Source organism: Pseudomonas sp. 02C 26 (genome assembly GCF_002843585.1).
GTDB lineage: Bacteria > Pseudomonadota > Gammaproteobacteria > Pseudomonadales > Pseudomonadaceae > Aquipseudomonas > Aquipseudomonas shirazensis.
In genome coordinates this window covers 2,213,312-2,237,623 of record NZ_CP025262.1, presented here as the reverse complement: position 1 = coordinate 2,237,623, position 24,312 = coordinate 2,213,312, and the positions used below count along the sequence as shown (strand labels likewise).

The window sequence follows — 24,312 nt, the reverse complement described above, 5'->3', positions numbered from 1 at the left end:
GGCTCAAGGCGCCGGATTTGGCGTACGCCGATGCACAGCCTGAATCTCGGCCAGCAGTTCGTCATCCAGTTGCAGCTCCAGCGCACCGAGGTTGTCGTGCAACTGCGCCAGGCTGGTCTGGCCAGTAATGGCGCTGGCTACGAACGGCTGACGGATGACGAAGGCCAGCGCCAGCTGCGCTGGGCTCAAACCTCGCTTGGCGGCGATCTGCACATAGCTGGCGATGGCGCTGTTGGCTTCACTGCTGTCGTAGCGGTTGAAGGTGCGGTACACCGACGACAGGCGCGCGCCTTCGGGGCGTGCGCCATCGAGGTATTTGCCGGTCAGCGTGCCGAACGCCAGCGGTGAATACGCCAGCAAGCTCACGCCGTCACGGTGGCTGAACTCCGACAAGCCGTTCTCATACAGGCGGTTGAGCAAGCTGTACGGATTCTGGATGCTGGCAATGCGCGGCAAATCGCGTTGTTCGCTGTGCCGCAGGAACTGCGCCACGCCCCACGGCGTTTCGTTGGAAACGCCGATATGGCGGACCTTGCCGGCTTTGACCTGTTCGTCGAGCACCGCCAGGGTTTCAGCGATTGCAGCGCTGTCCGGGTGGTCATCCACGTAGGGGTATTCACGCGCGCCGAAGAAGTTGGTGGTGCGGTCCGGCCAGTGCAACTGATACAAGTCCAGATAGTCGGTGCGCAGGCGTTTGAGACTGCCATCCAGCGCGGCAACGACATTGCGCCGATCATGGTGCGAGAGGCCGTCACGAATGTGCGTCTGCCCTGCAGGATCACGCGACGGGCCGGCAATCTTGCTTGCCAGCACCAGTTTGTCGCGGTTACCGCTTGCAGCAAGCCAACTGCCGATGAAGCGCTCCGTGGTGGTCCAGGTTTCGGCCCGGGTCGGCGTTGGGTACATCTCGGCGGTATCGATCAGATTGATCCCGGCGGCGATGGCGGCGTCCAGTTGCTGGTGGGCATCCTGCTCGGTGTTCTGGTGGCCCCAGGTCATCGAGCCAAGGCTGAGCAGGCTGACGTTGAGGTCGGTATGGCCCAGGCGGCGATACTGCATGATGTGATCCTTTTCGATAAATGACTGAAGGCGATGGTCTCAGGCCAGCCGCGCAAGGCCCGCGCTATTGGCCTGGGTGTACTGGTTGACGGCCTTGGGCAAGCCGAGGTGATCGCGCAAGGTGCGGCCCTGGTATTCGCGGCGGAACAAACCACGCTTCTGCAGTAGCGGAACAACCTCTTCGACGAACACCTGCGCGCCTGACGGGAACATGTCCGGCATGATGTTGAAGCCGTCGCCGGCGCCAGCCAGGAACCATTCGGCCAAGGTGTCGGCAACCTGCTCGGGCGTGCCGACGGCCAACCGGTGGCCCACCAGAATCCGCCGCGACAGCTGGCGGATGGTCAGGTTCTCGCGCCGGGCCAGGTTCAGTTGCGCCTCGAGAAACCCATGCGAGCCGCGCTCGAAGTCCGCTACAGCGCCGATTTGCGCCCAGGGCAGCGGCGCGTCCGGGTCCAGTTCGCGGGCATCAATGCCGATCCGCCCGGCCACCTGCTGCAGCAAGCCGTGCTCACCGTGCCAGGCATTGAGCTGGTCGAAGCGCGCGTGGGCCTCGGCCTCGGTGCTGCCGATTACCGTCGACAGCCCGGGCATGATCTTCAAGTGCTGCGGGTCGCGGCCCCAGGCTTGGGCGCGTTGTTTCATCTCGCGATAAAAGGCCAGGCCGTCGGGCAAGGTGGTCTGGGTGGTGAAGATCGCATCGGCGTAACGTGAGCCAAGCGCTTTGCCGCCTTCGGACGAACCGGCCTGGACCAGCACTGGCCGGCCTTGCGGCGAGCGTGGCAGGTTGAGCGGGCCCTTGACCTGGAAGTGCTCGCCCTTGAAGTCCACCGTGTGCACTTTGCTCGGGTCGGCAAAGCGGCCTGTGGCGCGGTTGCCGATGATCGCGTCGTCCTCCCAGCTATCCCACAGCTTGAGGGTTACATCGACGAACTCCTCGGCACGGCCATAGCGGTCGACATGCAGCGGCGCGCCGCTGAGGCCGAAGTTTTGCGCGGCGGCATCGCCGGCGTTGGTGACCACGTTCCAAGCGGCACGGCCGCCGCTGATGTGATCCAGCGAGGCGATCCGCCGGGCCAGGTTGAACGGCTCGTTGTAGGTACTGGAACAGGTGGCGATGACGCCAATATGTTCGGTGGCCGCCGCCACAGCGGTAAGCAGCAGGGTCGGTTCCAGACGCCCGCCCGGCTGGCTGGCGACATCCGCTGGCAATGCCGGGCCATCGGCGAGAAAGATCGCGTCAAGGCAGCCACGTTCGGAGATGCGCGCGATGTTGCGGTAATAGTTGACGTCGATATAGGCATTCAGCGCAGCCTCGCCCTGACGCCAGGCGCCGGAGTGTGAGCCAAAGCCGAGAATGTTCATGCCCAGGCTCATCTGTTTTGCTTGCGTCATGGGGTTGCTCCTGTTCAGACAGCGCTGGCTTCATCGAAGGTAGGCTGCACGTCACTGGCTGCCGACTGTTTGGCCCGCCAGGCGGCAGCCGGGCTGATGCCGTTGAGGTAGTAGTTGCCCAGCGCCTGCTCGCGATAGATCGCTGGATTGTGCGATGCCAGGGTGCGCGCGTTGCGCCAGTGGCGGTCGAGCCGACGCTGGTTGCTGGTGGCCGAAGCGCCGCCGACTTCGAACAGCAAGCTGGTCGCCTCAAGTACTTGCGGCAAAACGATCTGTTGCGCCTGGAAGGCGTGCACTTCGGCATCGGTGTAGAGCTGCTCCGGCACCGCGCCGAGCTGGCCGGCTGCAAATGCAGCCTGCAGGCTCTGGGCAACCGCGCCAACCTGCGCCTCGGCACTGAAGGCCAGGCTCGACAGGCGCCCGACCACTTGCTGCACCAGTGGGTCGTCAGCCGGTCGCGACTGGCCGGGCAAGCCGAACGCGCGGGTGCGGCCCTGTACAAAGCCCACGGCATCCGCCAGGACAGCCCGGGCGATGCCTGCCAGGGTGGCCAGGTGAACGGCCTGGTAGAACGCCGTCAGGTACGATTCGGCGCGCAGTTCGCGTTTGGCAAAACGACGCAGAATGTGCCGTTCGGGGACGGCAACCTGGTTGAAGCGGGTGGTGCCGCTGCCGGTCAGGCGCTGGCCAAAGCCGTCCCAGTCATCGACCACTTCAACCCCGGCCGCGCGGGTCGGCACCGCCAGGCTGACGAAGTCGTCGCCATGGTTGGCCACGGCTGCAACCCAGTCCGCGTAGAGCGTGCCGGTGCAGTAATACTTTTCGCCATCGAGGCAATAGCCGCCCTCCCCGCTGTCGCTCAATTGCACCGTGTTGCTGGTGCTGTCAGTGCGCTCGGCCATGGCCGCACCCCACAGCTCACCGGCGGCAACGCGGGCAAACCAGTACTGCTGCGAATCAGCATCGGCTGCCGACAGGCGACCTTCGACGAAGCCAAAGTGCGCGCGAAAAATCTGCGGCAGATTCGAATCAGCCTGTCCCAGGCGCACCAGCTGGCGCAGCAACTGCGGCAGCGAGGCGCCCAGCCCGCCGTGGACGTGCGGGACCCTGAGCGCGCCAAACCCCGCTGCGCGCAACCAGGCCACTGGCTCATGGGCCAGGGCTCGTTGCTGCTCGCGTTCAACAGCACCGGCAGCGATGCGGGTGTAGATCGGGGCGAACCGCGCGTCCAGTTCGGCATCGGTGATTGCAGTGTTCGATGGGTGACTCATGACGGTTCCTTTCACGGATTCAATGATGGGCAGTGCGCGGGTCAATGGCCTGCGTCAACAGGTCCACCAGCAGATTGACCAGCACGTAGATGGCAGCAGCCAGCAAGGTCACGCCGAGCACCAGCGGCACGTCCTTGTTGGCAGTCGCGTCGAGCATCAAGCGGCCGATGCCCTGGCGGCCGAACAGCAGCTCGAGCACCACCGCCCCGCCGAGCAGGCTGGCGAATACATATCCGGCCAGCGTCACCAACGGCACCAGCGCGTGACGCAAGGCATGGCGCAGGCGCACGCCGGTATCGGACATACCGCGGGCGCGTGCCTGAGTGATGAAGGGTTGCTCGAGCACCTGTTCCAGTGACTGGCGCAGCACCTGCGCCAGCAGCGCAGCGATGGGCAGCCCCAGCGCCAGACTGGGCAGCAGCAGCGACCGCCAGCCGGCCGAGCCGGACGGCGGCAGCAAGTGAAAATAGAAACTGAAGACGAGCAGCAGCAACGTCCCGATGACGAAATTGGGCACCGCCGAGAGCACCAGCTCGACCCCCGATACCAGCGCCCGCAAGCGCCGTCCGCGGTTGGCGGTGAGCAGCGCCGACGCCAGAGCCAGCACTACCGCCAGCAACGCTGCAGTGCTGGCCAGGGCCAAGGTCGCACCGAGTTGCTCGCCGATCGCCTGCACCACCGGGATGCGCAAGCGGTACGACTCGCCAAGATCACCCTGAGCAAGGCGTCCCAGGTAGCTCAGGTACTGCCGCCACAGCGGCTGATCAAGGCCGTACTCGGCGCGCACCTGGGCCAGCTCGGCGCTGGGCATTGCATCCGGGCCGCCGACAATCGCCAGCGCGGTATCACCGCCACTGTGCTGCATGCCCAGAAAAGTCAGGCTGGCTGCCGCCCACAGCACAATCACACCATCGCGCAGGCGGCGCAGTACCGTCGCCACTAACTTCATGGTTGCTCCTTGGCCAGCCACACGCTGGTGAACAGAGGGACATTGTGCGAGCCGTCGAACAGCACGCCGGCGACGGCCTTGCGGTAGGCCAGCAGCATCTGGCTTTCTACCGACGGCACTGCCGGCACGGTCTCGCCGAGCCGTTGCTGGGCCAGCCGATAGAGCTCGCGACGCCGCTGCGGATCGGTGCTGCGGCGCGCCTCGCCCAGGTATTGGTCCAGTTGCGCATCACGAAAATGGCCAACGTTCTGACCAATCAAACGCGCGCTGGGAATGGCATTGCTGTGATAGAGGATGTACAGGCCGTCAGCCGTATTGGTGTGCCAGTAGCCACCACCGATCGCATCGAACTCACCGGCGTAGCGCAGCTGCATGACCCGCGTCAGCGGCAGTACTTCGATGGCCATGGCAAAGCCGATCTTGCGCAAATCGGCTTGTACCGCCACTGCAACGTTGGCCGGAAAAGCCGGGTTGTCATAGGTGAGCAATGTCGCTTGCAGGCGCTGGCCGTTGCGCATGCGTACGCCATCGGCAGCGCGCTCGGTCCAGCCGGCCGCATCCAGCAGGCGATTGGCTGCGGCCGGGTCGAACGCCAGTGCGTCCTGCGCAACCGGGTCGTAGCCTGGGGTATTCACGGCAAGATAGTCGCCCTTGGCGAGAAATTCGCCAAAGCCCGATATCCATGCCAGGCCGTCGCGGTCGATGGCTTTGGCCATGGCCTGGCGCACCCGCACATCGTCAAACGGCACCCGCTCGACATTGAAGGTGATGCTGCGCGCTGGGTTGCCTTTGCGGATCCGGCTGCGCAGGGTCAATTGCGGGTTGGCGCGGATCGCAGCGGCGTTCTGCGGCGGTGCGTCGAGGGCCATGTCGCTGTCGCCGGCTTCCAGTGCGGTGTAGCGGATCATCGCCTCGGGCACATAGCTCAGTTCGAGCCGATCCAGATAAGCCTCGCCCTGATGTTTGATGGCCGCCGGCGACCAATCATAGCCAGCGCGACGGCTGAACACCGCGCCTTGGTCGCGCACATAGCTGTCGAGCACGAACGGCCCGCTGCCGATCGGCCGGGTCGCGATGCTACGAGGCGCCTCCAGGATCTGCTTCGGCGAAATCATGCCCAGCCATGCCTGCGAGAGCACGTCGAGGAACGGCGCGTAAGGCTCGCGCAGGGTCGCCTCGAAGGTGAACTCGTCGATCACCCGGCCCTTGAGGTAAGGCGCAATATAAGCGGCCGCCAGTGGAGATTTGGTCGCCGGGTCACGCATGTGCTCAAGGTTCAGCCGCACCGTCTCGGCATCAAACCGCGCGCCGTCGCTGAAGGTGACGTCATCGCGCAGGTGAAAGGTATAGGTCAGGCCATCGGCACTGATATCCCAGCCTTTCGCCAGCCAGGGCGTCAGCGTGCCGTCTTCGGCCTGATAGACCAGGCAATCGAACAGGATCCGCCCCAACCACTGCATGTTGCCGTGGGACAAGCCGTGGATGTCGAAGCTACCCGAATCGGTGGCGGCAGACACGCGCAAGGTGCCACCGCGCAGGCCCTCACGCTGCTCGACAAAATCACTCGCCGGGTAGCGCATGATGCCGTTGACGGCCGTCACCGCCTCGCCTTTGAGGCTGCTTGCCGTGTGCGGCGGCGCGGGTGGCGAGCAGCCGCCGAACAGCAGCGCGCTGGCCAGCAGCATCGGCGTCAGCACGTGCCTTCGGGCAGCCGCCATCAGAAGCGCACCGCTACGCCGGTGGTGACTGAGAACGCATCACCCGGATAAAAATTGGCAGAGTCGCGACCGTTGGCGTTGTAGGCGGTGTTGGCCGCACTGGCGTAGCGCTGGTCGGTGAGGTTGCGCAGGTCAGCAAACACTTCCCACTTGCGGCTCGGCGCCTGGAAGCCGACCTTGGCCCCCCACAGCAGGTACGACGGCGCCTGCCAGGTGTTGGCGTAATCGATGTAATAGCTGGAGGCTGCGCGCAGGTTGAGCGAGGCGTAGAAACCGCTGGCCTGGCGGTAGGCCAGTTCAGCCTGGTAAACCTGGCGCGGCAGGCTTGGCAGTTCGTTGCCGCCGAAGGTGTCGTCGTCGCGGTACTTGAAGTCGTTGAGGGTGTAAGCCTGGCGCAGGTCGAGGGTGTCGCCGCTGGTACCGGTCCAGAGCAGCGCATTGAGGCCGGCTTCGATGCCTTGGTGAATCGTCGGGCTGGCGTTCGAGGTCGCCGTCAGTTGGTCCTGGGTGGCGCTGGCCTGGCGCACCACCACAGTCAGCAGCTCATCCTGCACCCACGAGCGGTACAGGGTCAGGCTGCCATCGAAGATGCCATGACTGCCGCGCACACCGACTTCGAAGGTGGTGGCTTTCTGTGGCCGCACATCATAGAGAAACGGGTTGCCAGTACTGCCCAACTGCCAGGTCACCGGCGGGTCGATGCTGCGGCTGACATTGCCGAACAGCCGGAATTCGGGGTTGATCTGATAGCGCAGGCCGAGCCGCGGCGCCAGATCATTTTCGACATATTCAACCCGGGTCGGCAGGTTGCTGGGGTTGGCCGTGGTCAGCGTGGTGCCTTCGATCTCGGCCTTGCGGCGGATATTGACGAACGACAAGCCCGAGGACAGCCACAGCGCATCGGTCAATTGCAGCTCGTTGCCGAACGTCAGCACCGTGTCCCGCGAGCCGGTGTAGTTGGTCTCCTGGATTTTCGCGCCGGTGCTGCGATTGTGCGACTTGACGTCAGCCAGCGAAGCCCGGGTGTTGCTGAAGATAATGCTGCTGTCGCTGGGCAGGCCGAACAGGCGGTCGCCAGTACGGAAATAGCGCAGGGTCAGGTTGATGTCCTTGGAGCGCCAGTCCTGCGGCGTGGGTGAGTAGCGCCAGCCGTTGAGCAAGGGGTAGTTGTTGTATGAAGCGCCGACTTCGAGTTTGTTGCCATCGTCGAAGGTGTAGGTGGTCTTGTTGCCGATGAAGGTGGTGCCGTCCTTGCGCCGCCCGGTCGGGGCGCTATTGCTGCGCGGGTCGTGCTTGAGCTGTTGGCGGGTCAGCGTATTGCCGTTGGTGAGTTGCTCCTCGCGGTATTTGACGAACAGCCGGGTTTCCAGCTTGGGGCTGAACACATGACCGAAGTTGGCCGCCAGGCCGCGGCCTTCGTTGTTGGCCTGGTCCTGATAGCCGTCGCGCTCGTTGTGCAGCACGTTGATGTAATAGTCGCTGTCGCCGACTACGCCTCCGGTGCTCAGCTGTTGCTTGCGGTAACCGTAGCTGCCCACCTCGAAGCGGGCGTAATTACCCGGGTCGGTGCGCCCGGTCTTGCTGACGAAATTGATCGCACCGCCCAGCGACAGCGCTGCGTACTCAGAGGCGTTGCCGCCGTACAAGACCTCGGTGTGGTCGATGCCCTGCATGTCGAGGAAGTCTTCCTGGGTGCCGCCGGGACCGGTGATCGGCAGGCCGTCGAAAAGAAACTTGGTGCCCAGCACGTAGCCTTGATAGAAGGTATTGAGCCCGGAACCGCGGATCGAAATCTTGTTCGCGGCGGTGCCGCTGGTGCCTTGGGCGAACACTCCCGGCTGCAGGGCGAGCACGTCTTCGGCATTGGCAGCACGGCCCTGCTCGACCTGACGGTTGTCGATCACTGCAGTATTGCCGGCAACCTTCTGCAGGCGCTTCTGATCCTTCTGAGCGCCACTGGCTGCGGCGCCGGTGACGGTCACTGTGCCGAGGGTGGAATCCCCGGCAGCAAATACCGAGGGGCTGAGCAGCGCCATCAGCACTGCCACACTGGCGGCGTTGCCTAGCGGGTGACCGGTAAGTCGAACTTTCGCACGCAATGCTGATACTCCCTTTATATATATAACCGCCGCACCTCGCTGTTTCGAGGGCCACCGTTGAATGCTTGTAAAGTGAGTACTGCAGGTGTCGTGCCAGCTATTAAAGTACCTGTTTACTGGCCTTCAGGCGCCTTGCCTAGTTGTGCTCCAGCACAAACTGTTGCCGCTCTGTTGCTCAGCCAACAGTTACCGGCATCTTTCCAATAAGCGCTCAAGCACGGCCATCAGAGCAGTTTCGCAAAGACCACATCGCTCCTTGATTCGAGTAATTAACATATAACCTTGAGTGTTTGAATGCCGACAGCCGAGCAACAATTAAGGTGCTTTTCACTCACGCATCGAAGACTGTGTGACGGCGCGCCCCGCCCCGCAGTGTCTTTCCCAAGCTGGCATAAAACCTGCTCTGCAATTTGTGACAGGCCTGACTATGCCCATAGAACGCCGAGGCAACTAACTAATGAACTTCAAGGATTACCCCAATGCCCGTGCTGCAACCCAATCAACTGCGTGTGGCTGTCCGCCACGCCACCCTGGCAACAGCCCTTAGCGCCACCCTGGCCAGCCCACTGTATGCTGCAGAGACCGAACGGACCCTGGGTACCGTCACCGTCCAAGGGGCAAAGCAGACTGCTGCGCAAGCGGCCAGTAGCCAACTGGCAGAGGTCCCTGGTGGCACCAGCGTGGTCGACAGCGAAGAAGTCGCCAAAGGCCGCACCGGTAACCTGCAGGACACCCTTGGCTATCAGCCGGGGGTATTCGTGCAGTCCACCGGCGGCAACGATGCGGCCAAGATCTCCATTCGAGGCTCGGGCGCAAACACCTCGCCGGGCTACTTTCGGGAAGGCATCAAGTTTCTCTTCGATGGCCTGCCGCTGACCGGTCCGGGCGGTACGCCGTATGAGTTCCTCAACGCCGCAGGGGTCAACTACACCGAGATTTTGCGCGGCGCCAACGCCTTCCAGTATGGTGCCTTGACCCTCGGCGGCGCGGTCAACTTCGTCAATCACAGTGGCTATACCGCGCCCGGCCTGCGCCTGCGTGGCGAGGCCGGCAGCTACGGTTACCAGAAGCAGAGCATCAGTTATGGCGGGGTCGAGGGCGACCTGGATTACTACCTGCAAGCCGACAATTACCGCAACGACGGCTACCGCGACTACAGCCTGTCGCGCAGTTCAGGCATCGTTGCCAATGCCGGCTACCGCTTCAGCCCCAAACTTGAAACGCGGGTATTGCTGCGTTACCGCGACGAATTCCACAATGACCCGAGCGCGACGACCCTCGCCGCGGCCAAGCACAACCCACGCCGGGCCAGTGCGACCGCCGAAAGCAGCGGTGCTGGTGCGCGCCGCCCCGGCAGCATCTGGCTGGGCAGCAAGACCACCTACACCTTCGACGACGATGCCCGGCTGACCGTCGGTTTGTCCTACCACGACTACCGCCACACCAATAACCCGCGCAGCCCGACCAACCCCAGCTATTGGGACTGGCACGACCTCGGTCTGCTGCTCGGCTATGACCGCATCGACACCTTGTTCGGCCATGAAAGCCGCAGCAGCATTGCCTTCACCTCGACCCAACACCTGCGCGGCGGGGTCAATTCGGCCAATGACGACAAGGTCAGCTTGAAGAAAGTCGACTATCAGGATTCGTTCGACCGGGTGATCGCCTTGGGCAATGATCTCAACCTGGTCGATGGCCTGTGGCTGACCAGCGGTGTGTCGTTCGTCAACGTGCGACGCAAGGCCGACATCGACTACGCGGTGAACCCCAATCGCACCGACTTCCCGCAGCATGTCGACTACGACAACTGGAGCGTCGCCCCGCGGGTCGGTTTGCGCTATGAGTTCAGCCCCAACCTGCAGGTATTCACCAACCTCAGCCGCAGTATCGACCCGCCGGCATCCTGGGAATACTCAGGCTCCGGCCCGACCCTGCCGTACATTCGCCCGCTGGTGGAACAGAAAGGCAACACCTTCGAAGTCGGCATCAAAGGCTCGCACGGGATCTTCGACGGCAGCCTGGCGCTGTACCGCTCGTGGATTCATAACGAGTTGCTCAACGTGCAGATCATCCCGGCCAGCAATGGCGCGGCGGCGGTCACCGGCGCATTCAATGCCACGCCGACCATTCACCAGGGCATCGAAGCAGGCCTGAACACCCGCCTGTGGGAAAACCCGCAAGGCGATCAGGTGCGCCTGCGCCAGGTTTACACCCTGAACGACTTCTACTACCGCAACGACGATACCTTCGGCGACAACCAGCTGCCTGGCATCCCCAAGCATGTCTATCAAGGCGAGTTGCAATACCAGCACCACAGCGGCTGGTACAGCGGCGTCAACGTGCAGTCGGCATCGCGCACGGCAGTGGACTACGCCAACACGCTGTATGCGCCTTCGTACACGATCTGGGGCGCAAAAGTGGGTTACGAGGCGCCCAAGGGTAACTGGAAGGTTTCGCTGGACGTGAAAAACCTGGCCAACAAAGCTTATGTTTCGGCCATTACCCCCGTCTACAACGCGCGCGGGCAGGATTCGGCGTCGTTCTGGCCGGGCGACGGCATCGGCGCCTATGTTGGGCTCGAGCTGCGCTACTGACGGCAAACCGGCGTTGCCCCGCGCAAGCGGAGCAACGCCGACGGCTCAGAGGTTCGAGGCGCGCGGCATCAGTTCATAGGGCAACTTGAAGCCGGGCATAGCCTTGATCCGCTGTTTCCAGGCTTCGATATGAGGGAAATCACTCAGCTGCATGCCGGTATCTTCAGGCATGTACACGTAGCCGGCCAGCGATAGGTCAGCGATGGTCAAGCGCCCGCCGACCATATAGGGCGTGCTGCTCAGGTGCTGGTCGACCACGCGATAGGCCGCTTTTGCCCGATCGCGGAAGAACGTCGTGACTTCGGTTTCACCGGTCTTTTTCAAACCGTAGAGAAAACGCAGGGTCGCGTAATAGCTGGTGAATTTGTGGTTATCGAACAACATCCAGCGCCAGATCTCACGGCGCTCGTCTTCACTGTGCCAGCCAAACTTGCCCGTCTGCTCGGCCAGGTACTCGAGAATCAGCGCCGACTGGGTCAAAGTTTTGCCGTTGTGTTCAAGCACTGGCACTTCGCCCTGCTGATTGACCTGGCTGCGCCAGTCTTCATCTCGGGTCTGGCCATTGAAGAAGTCGACCGGCACCGCTTGCCAATCGCAACCGGTCAATTCAAGCATCAGCGCAACCTTGTAGGCGTTGCCGGATTCACCAAAGCAGTGCAGCGTGTATTCAGACATGGTCGACCTTCAGCTTGGGTTGAATGAAACAGCTCGCCCAGCAGTAGAGCATGGCTCGGGTACGTCGACCACTGCGCGCGCGCAGCCAATTGAACTAGTTTCAGTCATTGCCGCTCTTATTATCATGCAGACATTCCCCTAGGCTTCACCCTTCTGGAGGTTTCGCCATGCGTCGTTTGATTGTTGTTTCTTCGCTGTTGGTTCTGCTGCCTGTTGGCTCGGCAATGGCCCGTGTCGATGGCCGTGATATCGCTACTTCAGCGGGTGTATCCGCTTCCCTGTACTCGACCTTCAAGGATGACAAACGGATCATCCCGGCGCGTGACGAGCTGTCGGCATTCGTGGCCAGCGGCGGTGCCATCCGTGGCGCCTACGTTGAATCGGCGCTGGAACAAGCGCGTCAGAGCAATCCTGGCCTGCAGGTCAGTGACGAAGAGCTGGCTCAGGCGATCCTGTCGCAAGACAACTGATCGCTGCTGTATGCGACAAACACTGGACCACGTCTACGCTCCGCGTAACGTGGTCTTTTGCTGTGCGGCTTTGATAATCCTTCGTCATTTTCAATAAATCGACGAAACAGTCTCGGCGCGCAACGCCTTGGTGCCCTCACTGCCAGACGCTATGGTTGCTGCAACTCCTCACCACTCAGCGGAACAGCCTCCATGAAAGCCATTGTCTTTACCCAGCACGGCCTGCCGATCAGCGATCCTGCGGCATTGTTCGACACCGAGCTTGAGCAGCCCACCCCTGGGCCCCGCGATCTGCTGGTCGAAGTGCAGGCCATCTCGGTCAACCCGGTCGATACCAAGGTCCGCGCCGGCAGCGGCAGCACCGCGCAGCCGAAAGTACTCGGTTGGGACGCCGTAGGTATCGTCCGGGAGGTCGGCAGCGACGTCAGCTTGTTCCAGCCAGGCGATGAGGTCTTCTACGCCGGCGCCATCGACCGACCCGGCAGCTACAGCCAGTTTCACTTGGTGGATGAGCGCATTGTCGGGCACAAACCGCGCAGCCTCGACGCCGCCAGTGCCGCAGCGCTGCCGCTGACGTCGATCACCGCCTGGGAGCTGTTGTTCGACCGCCTGGGCGTTGCCGAAGGTGGCGGCCAGGGGCAGACCCTGCTGATCGTCGGTGCTGGCGGTGGGGTGGGCTCAATCCTTACCCAACTGGCCCGCAAACTGACCGACCTGACCGTGATCGGCACTGCCTCACGCGCCGAAACTCAGCAATGGGTCAAGGACCTGGGCGCGCATCATGTGGTCGATCACAGCCAGCCGCTGCCCGCACAGATTGCCCAGATCGGCGATGGCCAGGTCGATATGGTCATCAGCCTGACCCACACCGACCGCCACTTCGCTCAGCTGATCGAAGTCCTGCGTCCACAAGGTCGACTGGCGTTGATCGATGACCCGGCAACCCTTGACGTCGTGCCGCTCAAGCGCAAATCGTTGTCGCTGCACTGGGAGCTGATGTTCACCCGCTCGCTGTACCAGACCGCCGACATGATCAAGCAGCACCAATTGCTGGATCGAGTTGCGGCACTGGTTGACGAAGGGGTGTTACGCACCACCTTGGGTGAGCACTTCGGTGCGATCAATGCACAGAACCTGCGCCGGGCTCACGCCCTGATCGAGAGCGGCAAGGCCAAGGGCAAGATCGTCCTAGAAGGATTCGACGCCTAGGCTTGCTCAGCCAGCGGCTGTACCTGGATCAATCGCCCAGGGCCTGCAGCCGCTGTAACAGGAATGCGCGCAATTGCTGCACCACCGGCGTCAATGACTGCCGGTGGGCACACACCAGGTGCAACGGCGTCGGCTGCCCCCAGGCCCGCGGGAACAGCTCGACCAGGCGCCCGGCCTCGAGATCGGAGCGCACATCCAGCTGCGACTTGAACACCACACCCAGCCCCGCCACCGCCCAGCGCCGCACCACATCGGCATCATCACTGGTGCGATCGCCGGCGACCATCACCGCCTTGACGCCGTGCTCGGTATGAAAGCTCCAGCGTTCATGGGTCAGGTCGCCCATCATGTAGCGCAGGCAGTTGTGCTGGGTGAGATCTTCTGGAGTGCGCGGCGCACCATGCCGGGCGATGTAGGCAGGTGCTGCGCAGAGGATGCGCCGGTTGTTCGCCGCCAGCGGCAGCGCCACCAGGCTGGAGTCGGCCAACTGCCCATAACGAATCCCCGCATCCAGTCGGTCACTGAAAAAGTCCGCAACCTGGTCGCTCAGCCTTAGCTGCAGTTCGATCCGTGGGTGCGCCGCCTGAAACTCATCCAGCCACGGCAACAGCAGGTTACGGCCCAGATCGGAAGGCATCGACAGGCGCAGCGCCCCGGCAATTTCCTCGCGCCCGTCAGCCAGTGCCAACTCACCCTCGCTGAGTGCTTCCAGCACCTGACGGGCATGCGGCAGGTAGCGCTGGCCATCGTCGGACAGGCGCAGTTTGCGCGTCGAACGCACGAACAAACGGATACCCAGGCTGCGCTCCAGGCGCTGCACCGCACCGCTGGCCAAGGCCGGGGAAATATCCAGTTGCCGCGCCGCCGCCGAGAAGCTGCCGGCCTCGACGGTGGTGACGAATACCTGCAGATCGTCCATGCGCACCAGTTTCTTGATCAACCGCCAATCCTCACCTATTCAAGCCAAAGCCTTGCCGTAGAGCGCTGAGGGTCTAGGCTGACAGTTCAAGCCAATAAAAAGAGACCAACAATGCCGATGCCCCGCCCACCCTTTGCCGCCGCCCTCGCCCTGTGTCTGGCCTGCTCCCAGGCCATTGCCGCCGAACCGACCCCACAGGACCTGCTCAAGCAAGCCCAAGCCGAGCAAGCACATTATCTCGACACCCTCAAAAGCCTGGTCTCGGTCGACACCGGTACCGGCACCGAAGCAGGCCTTAGCCAGGTCAGCGCCGAACTGGTCAAGCGCCTCAAGGCGCTCGGTGCCCAGGTTGAAACCCATCCCGCCACACCTTCTGTTGGCGACAACATCGTCGGTACCTTCAAGGGCACCGGCAGCAAAGACTTCATGCTGATGGTCCACTACGACACCGTGTTCGGCCCCGGCACGGTGGCCAAGCGGCCGTTTCGTATCGAAGGCGAACGCGCCTACGGCCCCGGTGTTGCCGATGCCAAAGGCGGCGTGGCGATGATCCTGCACGCGCTCAAGCTGCTGCAGGACCAGCAATTCAAAGGCTACCGGACCCTCACCGTACTGTTCAATCCAGATGAAGAAATGGGCTCCGCCGGCTCCAAAAAGATCATCGCCGAGCTGGCCCGCAAGCATGATTACGTATTCTCCTATGAGCCGCCAGACAAGGACGCCGTCACTGTCGCCACCAACGGTATCAACCGCCTCAAACTCGAAGTCAAAGGCCGCTCCTCGCACGCTGGTTCTGCACCTGAAGAAGGCCGCAACGCACTGACCGAATTGTCCCATCAGATCCTCCAGTTGAAGGACCTGGGCGATGCCAACAAAGGCACCACGGTCAACTGGACCCTGGCAAAAGCCGGCGAAAAGGCCAACATCATTCCTGCCCTGGCCACGGCCGAAGCCGACATGCGCTATTCGGACTTGAGCGAAAGCGATCGCGTCGCGGCCGATGCCAAACGCATCGCACAAAAGCAGCTGATCGCCGACACCCAGACCAGCGTCACCCTCGAGAAAGGCCGCCCACCCCTGGCGCGCAATGAAGGCTCAAGCGCCCTGGCCACAACCGCCGGCCAGCTGTATGGCCAGATAGACCGCACGCTTGAGCCGATTGCAATGCGCTTTGGCACCGACGCCGGGTATGCCTACGTGCCGGGCAGCGCGAAGCCTGCAGTGCTGGAAACCATGGGTGTGGTCGGTGCCGGGCTGCACGGCGATGACGAGTACATCGAGCTGGCCAGTGTCGCACCGCGCTTGTACCTGACGGTGGCGATGATCAGGAAGCTGGCGCAGTAAGCCTTGCAGTCGTGAGGGAGCGTGATGAACATTCTCTACGATGAACGCGTCGATGGCCGGCTGCCGGCCATCGACCAGGCCGAGGTGCTGGGGGCGCTGCGCAGCGCCCTGCCCGACCTGGAGATGCTGCACCGCAGCGAGGACCTCAAGCCGTATGAGTGCGATGGCCTCTCGGTCTATCGCACCCTGCCGTTGCTGGTGGTACTGCCAGAGCGGCTGGAGCAGGTGCAGACGCTGCTCAGGATTTGCCACCAGCGCGGGGTGCCGGTGGTTGCGCGCGGCGCAGGCACTGGTTTGTCCGGCGGCGCCTTGCCGTTGAGCAAGGGCATCCTGCTGGTGATGGCGCGCTTCAACCAGATCCTTGAGGTGAACCCGCAGGGGCGTTATGCCAGGGTGCAACCTGGCGTGCGCAACCTGGCCATCTCTCAGGCCGCAGCGCCGTACGGCCTCTACTACGCACCTGATCCGTCGTCGCAGATCGCCTGTTCGATTGGCGGCAACGTGGCTGAAAACGCCGGCGGTGTGCATTGCCTGAAATACGGCCTTACCGTGCACAACCTGCTCAAAGTCGACATCCTCACCATCGAAGGCGAGCACCTGAGTCTGGGCAGTGATGCCCTGGACAGCCCAGGCTTTGACTTGCTGGCGCTGTTTACCGGCTCCGAGGGCATGCTCGGCATTGTCACCGAAGTCACCGTCAAATTGCTGGCCAAGCCGCAGGTGGCGCGGGTGCTCTTGGCCAGCTTCAACAGCGTCGAGGACGCTGGCCGCGCGGTTGCCGAAATCATCGGCGCGGGGGTCATCCCCGCGGGCCTGGAGATGATGGACAACCTCGCTATCCGCGCCGCGGAAGACTTCATCCATGCCGGCTACCCGGTGGACGCAGCGGCGATCCTGCTGTGTGAACTGGATGGCGTCGAAGCCGATGTAACGGCAGACTGCGCGCGGGTGCAGGCCGTGCTGGAGCAGGCTGGGGCGAGCCAGGTGCAACTGGCCTGCGACGAGGCGCAGCGGGTGCGTTTCTGGGCCGGGCGCAAGAACGCCTTCCCTGCTGTGGGGCGGATTTCAGCGGACTACTACTGCATGGACGGCACGATTCCCCGCCGCCAGCTGGCGCGGGTGCTCAGTGCGATCGCTGAGTTGTCCGCCGAATATGGGTTGCGCGTGGCCAATGTGTTTCATGCCGGCGATGGCAATATGCACCCGCTGATCCTGTTTGACGCCAATGTGCCGGGCGAGCTGGAGCGGGCTGAAGCCATCGGCGGCAAGATCCTCGAGCTGTGCGTGGCGGTGGGTGGCAGCATTACCGGCGAGCATGGCGTCGGCCGGGAAAAGATCAATCAGATGTGCGCGCAGTTCAACAGCGACGAAATCACCCTGTTTCACGCGGTCAAGGCAGCGTTTGACTCGCAGCGGCTGCTCAACCCCGGCAAGAACATTCCGACCCTGCAGCGCTGCGCCGAATTTGGCGCCCTGCATGTACACCATGGCCAACTGCCCTTCCCTGACCTGGAGCGCTTCTGATGGGCCTTGCCGGTGATCTGAGCCAGGACCTGCTTGATCAGGTCAAGCAGGCGCTGGCTGCAAATACGCCACTGCGCATCCAGGGTAGCAACAGCAAGGCCATGCTCGGCAACCCCGTTGCAGGCGAGCTCATCGACACCCGCGGCCACAGCGGCATCATCAGCTACGACCCTGCCGAGCTGGTTCTGACCGCGCGCGCCGGGACGCCACTGGCTGAAATCGAAGCCGCATTGGCTGAAGCTGGGCAAATGCTGCCCTGGGAACCGCCGCATCTGGGGCCGGCAGCAACAGTGGGCGGCACGGTTGCAGCGGGGCTTTCCGGCCCACGCAGGCCCTGGGCGGGGGCGGTGCGCGACCATGTTCTCGGCAGCCGCGTCATCACCGGCCACGGCAAGTTGCTGCGGTTCGGCGGCGAAGTGATGAAGAACGTTGCCGGCTACGACCTGTCACGCCTGCTCACCGGCAGCTTCGGCTGCCTTGGGCTGCTCAGCGAAGTCTCGCTCAAAGTGCTGCCGCGACCGCGCCAATGCCTCAGCCTGCGCTTGCACATGCCTGCGCATCTGGCACTAAGTGCACTCGCTGAATGGGGTCAACAGCCGCTGCCGATCAGCGCAGCCTGCCATGACGGCGAGGCACTCTGCCTGCGCCTGGAAGGTGGCGAAGGGTCGGTACAGTCGGCATTTCAGCGCCTCGGCGGCGAGCTGATCGACAGCCGCTTCTGGGACGATCTGCGCGAGCAGCGGCTGGCGTTTTTTGCCGATTCGCAGCCGCTCTGGCGCCTGTCGCTGCCAATTGCCTCAGGCGCCACCGGCCTGCCTGGGCGCGAGCTGATCGACTGGAGCGGCGCCCAGCGCTGGCTGAAGTCCACAGCACCCGCTGCGCAGATCCGCAGCCAGGCCGCTGCCCTCGGAGGGCACGCCACGGCCTATTCAGCAGTTGCTGACAGCTTTACCCCATTGCCCGCAGCGCTGCTGCGCTACCACCGAGCACTCAAACAGCAGCTCGACCCCCAGGGCATCTTCAATCCCGGGCGTATGTATGCAGACTTGTGAGGGCAGATCATGCAGACCAATCTGAGCGAAGCAGCCCAAGGCCTGGCCCGCGGCGCAGAAGCCGAGCGCATTCTGCGCTCCTGCGTGCACTGTGGTTTCTGCACCGCCACCTGCCCCACCTACCAACTCCTGGGCGACGAGCTGGATGGGCCACGTGGCCGGATCTACCTGATCAAGCAAGTGCTGGAAGGCGCGCCGGTCACCGCCAGCACCCAACTGCATCTGGACCGCTGCCTGACCTGCCGCAACTGCGAAAGTACTTGCCCCTCAGGCGTGCAATACCATGACCTGCTGGACATCGGCCGCGCCGTGGTCGAGGCACAGGTACCCCGCCCGCTCGGTCAACGCCTGCTGCGTGGCGCGCTGCGCGCCGTGGTGCCACGGCCAACCCTGTTCCAGGCGCTGACTCGCAGCGGCCAGGTACTGCGCCCGCTGCTACCGGCGGGTTTAAAAACCAAGTTGCCTGCAAGCGTGACAGCGCCAGGCCTGCGCCCGGCGCTGCGGCACAACCGTCGCGTGCTCTTGCTTGAAGGCTGCGTACAAGCAGCATTCTCACCCAACACCAACAGCGCCACCGCACGCGTGCTCGATCGCCTCGGCATCAGTGTCGAGCCAAGCCCGGCGGCGGGCTGCTGCGGTTCGGTGGAGTATCACTTGAACGCCCAAGAGCAGGGTTTGCAACGCGCCCGGAACAACATCGATGCCTGGTGGCCGGCGATTGAGGCCGGCGCTGAAGCCATTGTGCAGACCGCCAGCGGCTGCGGCGCGTTTATCCATGAGTACGGCCATTTGCTTGCCCACGACCCGCTGTACGCCGGCAAAGCCGCCCGCATCAGCGCCCTCGCCCGTGACCTGGTGGAGGTTGTGCGCGACGAGCCGCTGGAGCAGCTCGGCCTGTGCCGCGAACAACGGCTGGCGTTCCACTGCCCCTGCACGCTGCAACATGCGCTCAAACTCGGCGGTGCGGTGGAAGCCGTGTTGACACGGCTGGGCTTCAGCCTCACCAGCGTGCCGGACGGGCACCTGTGCTGTGGCTCGGCAGGTACCTACTCGCTGACCCAGCCCGAGTTGGCCCGGCAACTACGCGATAATCGCCTGGACGCGCTGGAAAGCGGCAAACCGCAGATCATCGCTACTGCCAATATCGGCTGTCAGACCCATCTCGACGGCGCGGGCCGCACGCCTGTGCGGCACTGGATCGAAATCGTCGAGCAAGCGTTGACCGCGCAGGGCTGATCAACTCGCTTGATCTGTTTTCAAGAGTGGCGCAAAAACGCTCTGAAACGCACCCTGCAGCCGTAATACCAAAGTGCCATGCGTCGGTTTTCGCCACGCGCGCCCACTATTTTTGCATACCATGCGCACATTGATGCAGTCATACCGTATACCGGAGTTGTCTACCTCAGGAAGAGGCCCGCACGTTCAAGCCATTTCCGCCTCTGGCGAGATGTTGATACCCAGCCATAAAGAGGCACCCGCAATGAACATTTCCAGCACCGGCGAACCCCCTTCCCCTGGGTGCCGCCACTGTCGTGACAGCGAACCGCTGCCGTTTGCCATCAGCATGGCCTTCCAGCCGATCATCGACGCGTCAAGTTCGGCCGTATTCGCCTACGAGTCCTTGGTCCGCGGCACCGATGGCAGCGGTGCCAAGAGCATCCTCGACCAAGTCACTCAGGCCAATCGCTACAAGTTCGACCAGACGTGCCGGGTCAAGGCGGTGGAGTTGGCCGCCAAGCTCGCGCTGCCGACCTACCTGAGCATCAACTTCCTGCCCAACGCGGTGTATCAGCCAGCCGCGTGTATCCGCGCCACGCTCGATGCTGCTCAGCGCTTCAACTTCCCGACCAATCGGATCATCTTCGAATTCACTGAAAACGAAAGCATGGTCGACAAGCAGCACCTGCGCGGCATTGTGCTCGAGTACCAGAAGCTTGGCTTCAAGACCGCGATCGATGACTTCGGAGCTGGCTATTCGGGGCTGGGTCTGCTGGCAGAGTTTCAGCCAGACATCATCAAGATCGACATGGAGCTGATCCGCGATATTCACCAGAGCCGCGCACGCTGCGCGATTGTCGAAGGCATCGTCGGTATCTGCCGCAAGCTCGACATCACGGTGATAGCCGAAGGTATCGAGCGCGTCGAGGAGTACCTGACACTGCGCAGCCTGGGCGTCAATCTGTTCCAGGGCTATCTGTTTGCCCGCCCTGGCTTCGAGACACTGCCGGACGTGCATTGGCCTGGCCGCGAAACTGTCTGCTAGAGCAGGTATCCTGAGCATTCAGACGCGCTCGGGAATGCTCCATGGAACTGCACATTCGCCTCGAAGGGGGCAAAGGCCTTGCCGATCAGCTCTATCAGCAGCTGCGCGCCGGTATCGACAGCGGCCACCTCGCGGCGGGTAGCCAATTGCCGCCAACGCGCCTGCTGGCCGAGCAATTGGGCGTGTCGCGCAAGACCGTTGCCGAGGCCTATTCGCGCCTGACCTACGACAACTTGCTCAACGCCGTGGTTGGCCGCGGCACATTCATCAGCCAGCGGCGCGCGCCTCAGGCAACCCCTACGGCGGTGGTCGAACTGGCGGCCAGCGCGTCGCTGCAACGCTGGCAGCAACGGGCGACGGTGCTCGCCAGGCCCGGTTTGGACAGCCCGTCGCGCTATGACTTCATCGGTGGCGCTTCGACCAAGGCACAGTTCCCGTTCGACCAATGGCGCAGCTGCATGCAGTACGCCCTGCGCCGCAGCCAGCGCCACCCCGAACGGCAATTCCATGCCCAGGGCCTGGCGGAGCTGCGCGAAGCCATCGCCCATCACATTGCCTACGCCCGCGGCGTGCATTGCAGTGCGGCGGACATCCTGGTCTGCAACGGTGCCCAGCAAGCGCTGGACCTGATCGCCCGGGTGCTGGTCGAGCCGGGCTGTCGAGTGGCCATGGAAGACCCCGGCTATTCACCGGCCCGCCAGCTGTTTCTCGCTTTGGGCGCTCAACTGCAATCGGTGCCGGTGGATGAGCAAGGCCTGTGCGTTGAACAGATCGAGCCTGGCACGCGGCTGATCTATGTGACGCCATCGCATCAATTTCCGCTGGGCATGCCGATGAGCGAAGCACGCCGCCAGGCCCTGCTGGACAAGGCCGCTGAGCTGGGCGCGCTGATCATCGAAGACGACTATGACTGTGAGTTCCGCTATCAGGGACCAACCAGCGATGCCCTGCAGCGACTAGACCGGCACGGCCTGGTGGCGTATGTCGGGACCTTTTCCAAGACCTTGCTGCCGGAATTGCGCCTCGGCTATGCGGTGCTGCCGCCCGCGGTACTGCGCGCCGCCTGCGTGGCCAAGCACCTGAGCGATCTGCACAGCCCGGCCCTGCAACAGTGGGCATTGGCGCGGTTTATCAACGAGGGCTACCTGAGCAAGCACATCCGCCGTTGCCACGAAATATACAGCGCCCGCCGCGGGCGGATCCTGCAGCGTTTGCAGGGGGACCTGGCGCCATGGTTCAGTGCGGTGCCGGCCAATGCTGGCTTCCACATGAGCGCGCTGGCCAGCCCCACTGTCGATGTCGAGTTGCTGATCAAGCTGGTGCGCAAGGTCGAGGTCGGCCTGTATTCGCTGGCGCCGTTCTTCAGCGAGGTGCCCGTACGCCCTGGCCTGCTACTGGGCTTCGGCGCCATCGAGCTACTGGATATCGACCCGGCGCTGGACCGGGTCGCCGATACCCTGCGCCAGATCAGCTGAGCGGCTGCACCTCGGCACCACGTGCTGGCCGGGCCATCGCGCCAGCGTAGCCCTGCGGGACGAACCGAGCGGTGACCAGCAACATGGCCACTACCGTCAGCGTGAGCAAGGTCCATGAGGCCTGAAAGTCGCCGGTGACATCGCGCAGCCAGCCCGTGATGTACGGCACGATGCCGGTAATGATAAAGCCGATACCTTGCACGAAAGCCGCCAGGCTTCCCGCCTCTGCCGGAGTTTTCAGATGCTCCAGAGTCAAGGTCAGGCTCAGGCTGAAACATGAGCCCAGACCAAAACCGATCAAGCCGACCCACAACCCCATCGCGCTGTTGGGTGCCAGCAGCAGCCCGCTGAAGCCGCACAGTTGCACCAGCAACGCCAGCCACAGGCCAGGCCGGCGATCAACCAGATGGCGCAACAGCCATGGCATCCCCAGCGCGCCGATGACCTGGAACACGGTCATCAAACCGACCAGGTCACCCCCGCCCTGAGCGGTGCCGCCATGCTCCAGGTGATAGGCCGGCAGCCACGCCACCATGCTCGTATAACCGCCGTTGATCAGGCCGAAGTACAGTGCGAGCAACCACGCCCGGCGATTGCCGAACCAGTGCCCGCGCGCCGCGCCCGGTGCCTGTGCAGGCGCCTGGCGTGGACGCAACACGCCCCAGGCAAGCATTGCCAGCAGCGCCGGCACTGCCCATATGCCAAGGCCGACCTGCCAGCGCTGAAAGTACTCGCTGATGTGCGGGCCAAGCACCGCCGCCAGGCCGCCGCCGGTCATCAACGCCGCTGAATAAAGGCCCATACTGGTTGCCAGCCGCTGCGGGAACCAGCGGTTGACCAACCCCGGCATCATGCCTTGCACCAGCGCCACGCCGATCCCGGCCAGCAAAGCACTGACGATAAGCGCCCAGGCGCTGGCCACCTGCAAACGCCACAGGCATGCCGCAGCGATGGCGCCCAAGCCGAACAGCATGCCGCCATGCTCACTCAGCCAGCGTCGCAGCCAGGGCTGGGTCAAGGGCACCAGGCCCATGCACAGCACCGGCAACGCAGTCAGCAGCGCCGCTTGCTGATAGCCAAGGCCGGTACTGGCGCGCATCGCTTCAAGCAACGGCCCGATACTGGTCAGGATCGGCCGCAGATTAAGCGCCAGGAGCATGATCAGAAGCAGGTTCAATGCACCTCTCATACCTGCTGGGCCTGCTGCCATTGTTGATACAGGCCAGCCTCGCCCTGCGGCTTGAGTGGCCGCAAAGGCAAGCTTTGCTGTTGCGCCGGCTTGGCCATTTCAGCGTATACGGCAGCGGTCGACAGGCCGAAGGCAGCGCCCTCGTCGTTGTCGTAGGCAAACCATGCACGCTCGATGCCGCACAGGTGCATGGCCGCCAGACACATCGGGCACGGGTGACCGCTGGCGTAGACCTCTGCGCCGTCGAGGCGTGCGGTGCCGAGCACCTGCGACGCCTGGCGGATAGCCTGCATTTCGGCATGGGCAGTTGGGTCCTGGCTGCTGTGGATCTCATTGACGGCACGCGCCACTACCTGACCTTGATAGACCAGCACAGCCCCGAACGGACGGCCGCCGGCCTGAATATTCTCTCGGGCCAGATCCAGCGCTTCGCGCATATGGCTTGGGTTGGACATGAATGAATCTCCGGTAAGCGATGCGCTGATTATCCCGACTCCAGGGTCAAGGCTGAAATGAAGAGATTGGATGCCTGTCAGTGGCCACCTGAATAGCGCCATTGGCCTCCTGGCAAAGCCGGGGATTGGCTATCGGGCGCCACGCTGCGCGGCGCTAAGCTTTGCGCAACAGCCCGCCAGCCGGCGGCCTCTAGCACCTACCGGAGCCAAACCATGCACAGTCGCCTTGAATGGGCCAAACACGCGCCCGAAGCCTACAAAGCCATGCTCAGCCTGGAGCAGGCGCTGGCCAACAGTGGCCTGGAAGCCTCGCTGCTCGAGCTGATCCGCCTGCGCGCCTCGCAGATCAACGGCTGCGCCTACTGCGTCAACCTGCACAGCAATGATGCGCGCAAGGCCGGCGAAACCGAGGCCCGTTTACAAACCTTGCTGGTCTGGCAGGAAACCCACTACTTCACCCCTCGCGAGCGGGCGGCGCTGGCCTGGGTCGAGAGCCTGACCAAGTTGCCTGAACACGGTGCGCCGCAAGACCAGTATCAAGCGCTGCAGGAGCATTTCGAGCCTGCCGAAGTGGTCAACCTGACGCTGGCAATTGCCACCATCAACGCCTGGAATCGTTTCGGCGTAGGGTTCGCAATGATCCCGGCCTGAG

Annotated in this window: 20 protein-coding genes; 10 read left to right on the top strand and 10 right to left on the bottom strand. The window is 63.4% G+C overall.

The features are described from left to right. Positions 1-3: 3 nt before the first annotated feature. Genes CXQ80_RS10090 through CXQ80_RS10065 form a run of 6 tightly spaced genes read right to left on the bottom strand, consistent with a single transcriptional unit; the run spans position 4 to position 8,491 of the window. Positions 4-1,059 carry an NADP(H)-dependent aldo-keto reductase gene (locus CXQ80_RS10090; protein ID WP_101318969.1) on the bottom strand — a complete coding sequence of 352 codons (1,056 nt, stop codon included), beginning with the start codon at positions 1,057-1,059 and terminating at the stop codon, positions 4-6. 39 nt (positions 1,060-1,098) lie between these two features. Beyond that, the gene (locus CXQ80_RS10085; RefSeq protein WP_101318967.1) at positions 1,099-2,454 is read right to left on the bottom strand and encodes an LLM class flavin-dependent oxidoreductase; all 1,356 of its coding nucleotides are present in this window, start codon (positions 2,452-2,454) and stop codon (positions 1,099-1,101) included. A gap of 14 nt (positions 2,455-2,468) precedes the next feature. Further along, entirely contained in the window at positions 2,469-3,725 is a 1,257-nt protein-coding gene (locus CXQ80_RS10080; protein WP_101318965.1) for an acyl-CoA dehydrogenase, read from the bottom strand. A 19-nt stretch (positions 3,726-3,744) separates the two neighbouring features. Next, complete coding sequence (locus CXQ80_RS10075; RefSeq protein ID WP_101318963.1) at positions 3,745-4,674, bottom strand: ABC transporter permease; 930 nt, start codon at positions 4,672-4,674, stop codon at positions 3,745-3,747. Beyond that, the gene (locus CXQ80_RS10070; protein ID WP_256585734.1) at positions 4,671-6,392 is read right to left on the bottom strand and encodes an ABC transporter substrate-binding protein; all 1,722 of its coding nucleotides are present in this window, start codon (positions 6,390-6,392) and stop codon (positions 4,671-4,673) included. Before CXQ80_RS10070 ends, CXQ80_RS10075 begins: the two co-directional genes overlap by 4 nt. Further along, positions 6,392-8,491: a TonB-dependent receptor domain-containing protein gene (locus CXQ80_RS10065; protein WP_256585733.1), complete on the bottom strand. Its 2,100-nt coding sequence runs from the start codon at positions 8,489-8,491 to the stop codon at positions 6,392-6,394. Before CXQ80_RS10065 ends, CXQ80_RS10070 begins: the two co-directional genes overlap by 1 nt. 479 nt (positions 8,492-8,970) lie before the next feature. Between CXQ80_RS10065 and CXQ80_RS10060 the strand changes: the two genes are divergently transcribed. Beyond that, positions 8,971-11,085, top strand: a complete 2,115-nt coding sequence (locus CXQ80_RS10060; protein WP_101318959.1) for a TonB-dependent receptor domain-containing protein — start codon at positions 8,971-8,973, stop codon at positions 11,083-11,085. 45 nt (positions 11,086-11,130) lie between these two features. Here CXQ80_RS10060 and CXQ80_RS10055 read toward each other — a convergent pair whose 3' ends face one another. Then, the gene (locus CXQ80_RS10055) at positions 11,131-11,760 is read right to left on the bottom strand and encodes a glutathione S-transferase family protein (RefSeq protein ID WP_101318957.1); all 630 of its coding nucleotides are present in this window, start codon (positions 11,758-11,760) and stop codon (positions 11,131-11,133) included. 167 nt (positions 11,761-11,927) lie between these two features. On the opposite strand from CXQ80_RS10055, the gene CXQ80_RS10050 reads away from it, so the two are divergent. Both CXQ80_RS10050 and CXQ80_RS10045 read left to right on the top strand, forming a co-directional pair. Then, positions 11,928-12,230, top strand: a complete 303-nt coding sequence (locus tag CXQ80_RS10050; RefSeq protein ID WP_101318955.1) for a DUF2388 domain-containing protein — start codon at positions 11,928-11,930, stop codon at positions 12,228-12,230. Between the two features lie 192 nt (positions 12,231-12,422). Further along, positions 12,423-13,439, top strand: a complete 1,017-nt coding sequence (locus tag CXQ80_RS10045) for a zinc-binding alcohol dehydrogenase family protein (RefSeq protein WP_101318953.1) — start codon at positions 12,423-12,425, stop codon at positions 13,437-13,439. Positions 13,440-13,467: 28 nt separating this feature from the next. On the opposite strand, the gene CXQ80_RS10040 is transcribed toward CXQ80_RS10045, so the two are convergent. Next, positions 13,468-14,367: a LysR family transcriptional regulator gene (locus CXQ80_RS10040; RefSeq protein ID WP_101323002.1), complete on the bottom strand. Its 900-nt coding sequence runs from the start codon at positions 14,365-14,367 to the stop codon at positions 13,468-13,470. Positions 14,368-14,469: 102 nt separating this feature from the next. Here CXQ80_RS10040 and CXQ80_RS10035 point away from each other — a divergent pair, with 102 nt between their 5' ends. The 6 genes from CXQ80_RS10035 (at position 14,470) to CXQ80_RS10010 (ending at position 22,016) form a co-directional block, all read left to right on the top strand. Continuing rightward, on the top strand, positions 14,470-15,702 hold the full coding sequence (locus CXQ80_RS10035; protein ID WP_101318951.1) for a M20/M25/M40 family metallo-hydrolase: 1,233 nt from the start codon (positions 14,470-14,472) through the stop codon (positions 15,700-15,702). A gap of 24 nt (positions 15,703-15,726) precedes the next feature. After that, entirely contained in the window at positions 15,727-17,226 is a 1,500-nt protein-coding gene (gene glcD / locus CXQ80_RS10030; protein ID WP_101318949.1) for a glycolate oxidase subunit GlcD, read from the top strand. After that, positions 17,226-18,278: a glycolate oxidase subunit GlcE gene (glcE, locus tag CXQ80_RS10025; RefSeq protein ID WP_101318947.1), complete on the top strand. Its 1,053-nt coding sequence runs from the start codon at positions 17,226-17,228 to the stop codon at positions 18,276-18,278. The genes glcD and glcE overlap by 1 nt, the downstream gene beginning before the upstream one ends. 9 nt (positions 18,279-18,287) lie before the next feature. Then, positions 18,288-19,514, top strand: coding sequence for a glycolate oxidase subunit GlcF (gene glcF / locus CXQ80_RS10020; protein ID WP_101318945.1), 1,227 nt, complete (start codon positions 18,288-18,290; stop codon positions 19,512-19,514). Between the two features lie 244 nt (positions 19,515-19,758). After that, entirely contained in the window at positions 19,759-20,541 is a 783-nt protein-coding gene (locus CXQ80_RS10015) for an EAL domain-containing protein (RefSeq protein WP_218195364.1), read from the top strand. A 41-nt stretch (positions 20,542-20,582) separates the two neighbouring features. Beyond that, complete coding sequence (locus tag CXQ80_RS10010; RefSeq protein ID WP_101318943.1) at positions 20,583-22,016, top strand: PLP-dependent aminotransferase family protein; 1,434 nt, start codon at positions 20,583-20,585, stop codon at positions 22,014-22,016. Here the strand turns inward: CXQ80_RS10010 and CXQ80_RS10005 are convergent. Further along, on the bottom strand, positions 22,009-23,205 hold the full coding sequence (locus CXQ80_RS10005) for a CynX/NimT family MFS transporter (RefSeq protein ID WP_101318941.1): 1,197 nt from the start codon (positions 23,203-23,205) through the stop codon (positions 22,009-22,011). The two genes, CXQ80_RS10010 and CXQ80_RS10005, sit on opposite strands and share 8 nt — an antisense overlap. Further along, complete coding sequence (locus CXQ80_RS10000) at positions 23,202-23,660, bottom strand: nucleoside deaminase (protein WP_101318939.1); 459 nt, start codon at positions 23,658-23,660, stop codon at positions 23,202-23,204. The genes CXQ80_RS10005 and CXQ80_RS10000 overlap by 4 nt, the downstream gene beginning before the upstream one ends. Positions 23,661-23,873: 213 nt before the next feature. Here CXQ80_RS10000 and CXQ80_RS09995 point away from each other — a divergent pair, with 213 nt between their 5' ends. Continuing rightward, complete coding sequence (locus tag CXQ80_RS09995; protein WP_101318936.1) at positions 23,874-24,311, top strand: carboxymuconolactone decarboxylase family protein; 438 nt, start codon at positions 23,874-23,876, stop codon at positions 24,309-24,311. Position 24,312 lies beyond the last annotated feature (1 nt).

What these genes read in the sequence shown, in the direction of transcription:
- CXQ80_RS10075 (WP_101318963.1), bottom strand. Translation starts at nt 4,674, where the DNA reads ATGAAGTTAGTGGCGACGGTACTGCGCCGCCTGCGCGATGGTGTGATT.
- glcF (WP_101318945.1), top strand. Translation starts at nt 18,288, where the DNA reads ATGCAGACCAATCTGAGCGAAGCAGCCCAAGGCCTGGCCCGCGGCGCA.
- CXQ80_RS10080 (WP_101318965.1), bottom strand. Translation starts at nt 3,725, where the DNA reads ATGAGTCACCCATCGAACACTGCAATCACCGATGCCGAACTGGACGCG.
- CXQ80_RS10045 (WP_101318953.1), top strand. Translation starts at nt 12,423, where the DNA reads ATGAAAGCCATTGTCTTTACCCAGCACGGCCTGCCGATCAGCGATCCT.
- CXQ80_RS10070 (WP_256585734.1), bottom strand. Translation starts at nt 6,392, where the DNA reads ATGGCGGCTGCCCGAAGGCACGTGCTGACGCCGATGCTGCTGGCCAGC.
- CXQ80_RS10010 (WP_101318943.1), top strand. Translation starts at nt 20,583, where the DNA reads ATGGAACTGCACATTCGCCTCGAAGGGGGCAAAGGCCTTGCCGATCAG.
- CXQ80_RS10000 (WP_101318939.1), bottom strand. Translation starts at nt 23,660, where the DNA reads ATGTCCAACCCAAGCCATATGCGCGAAGCGCTGGATCTGGCCCGAGAG.
- CXQ80_RS10035 (WP_101318951.1), top strand. Translation starts at nt 14,470, where the DNA reads ATGCCGATGCCCCGCCCACCCTTTGCCGCCGCCCTCGCCCTGTGTCTG.
- CXQ80_RS10085 (WP_101318967.1), bottom strand. Translation starts at nt 2,454, where the DNA reads ATGACGCAAGCAAAACAGATGAGCCTGGGCATGAACATTCTCGGCTTT.
- CXQ80_RS10005 (WP_101318941.1), bottom strand. Translation starts at nt 23,205, where the DNA reads ATGAGAGGTGCATTGAACCTGCTTCTGATCATGCTCCTGGCGCTTAAT.
- glcD (WP_101318949.1), top strand. Translation starts at nt 15,727, where the DNA reads ATGAACATTCTCTACGATGAACGCGTCGATGGCCGGCTGCCGGCCATC.
- CXQ80_RS10050 (WP_101318955.1), top strand. Translation starts at nt 11,928, where the DNA reads ATGCGTCGTTTGATTGTTGTTTCTTCGCTGTTGGTTCTGCTGCCTGTT.
- CXQ80_RS10060 (WP_101318959.1), top strand. Translation starts at nt 8,971, where the DNA reads ATGCCCGTGCTGCAACCCAATCAACTGCGTGTGGCTGTCCGCCACGCC.
- CXQ80_RS10055 (WP_101318957.1), bottom strand. Translation starts at nt 11,760, where the DNA reads ATGTCTGAATACACGCTGCACTGCTTTGGTGAATCCGGCAACGCCTAC.
- CXQ80_RS10015 (WP_218195364.1), top strand. Translation starts at nt 19,759, where the DNA reads ATGAACATTTCCAGCACCGGCGAACCCCCTTCCCCTGGGTGCCGCCAC.
- glcE (WP_101318947.1), top strand. Translation starts at nt 17,226, where the DNA reads ATGGGCCTTGCCGGTGATCTGAGCCAGGACCTGCTTGATCAGGTCAAG.
- CXQ80_RS10090 (WP_101318969.1), bottom strand. Translation starts at nt 1,059, where the DNA reads ATGCAGTATCGCCGCCTGGGCCATACCGACCTCAACGTCAGCCTGCTC.
- CXQ80_RS09995 (WP_101318936.1), top strand. Translation starts at nt 23,874, where the DNA reads ATGCACAGTCGCCTTGAATGGGCCAAACACGCGCCCGAAGCCTACAAA.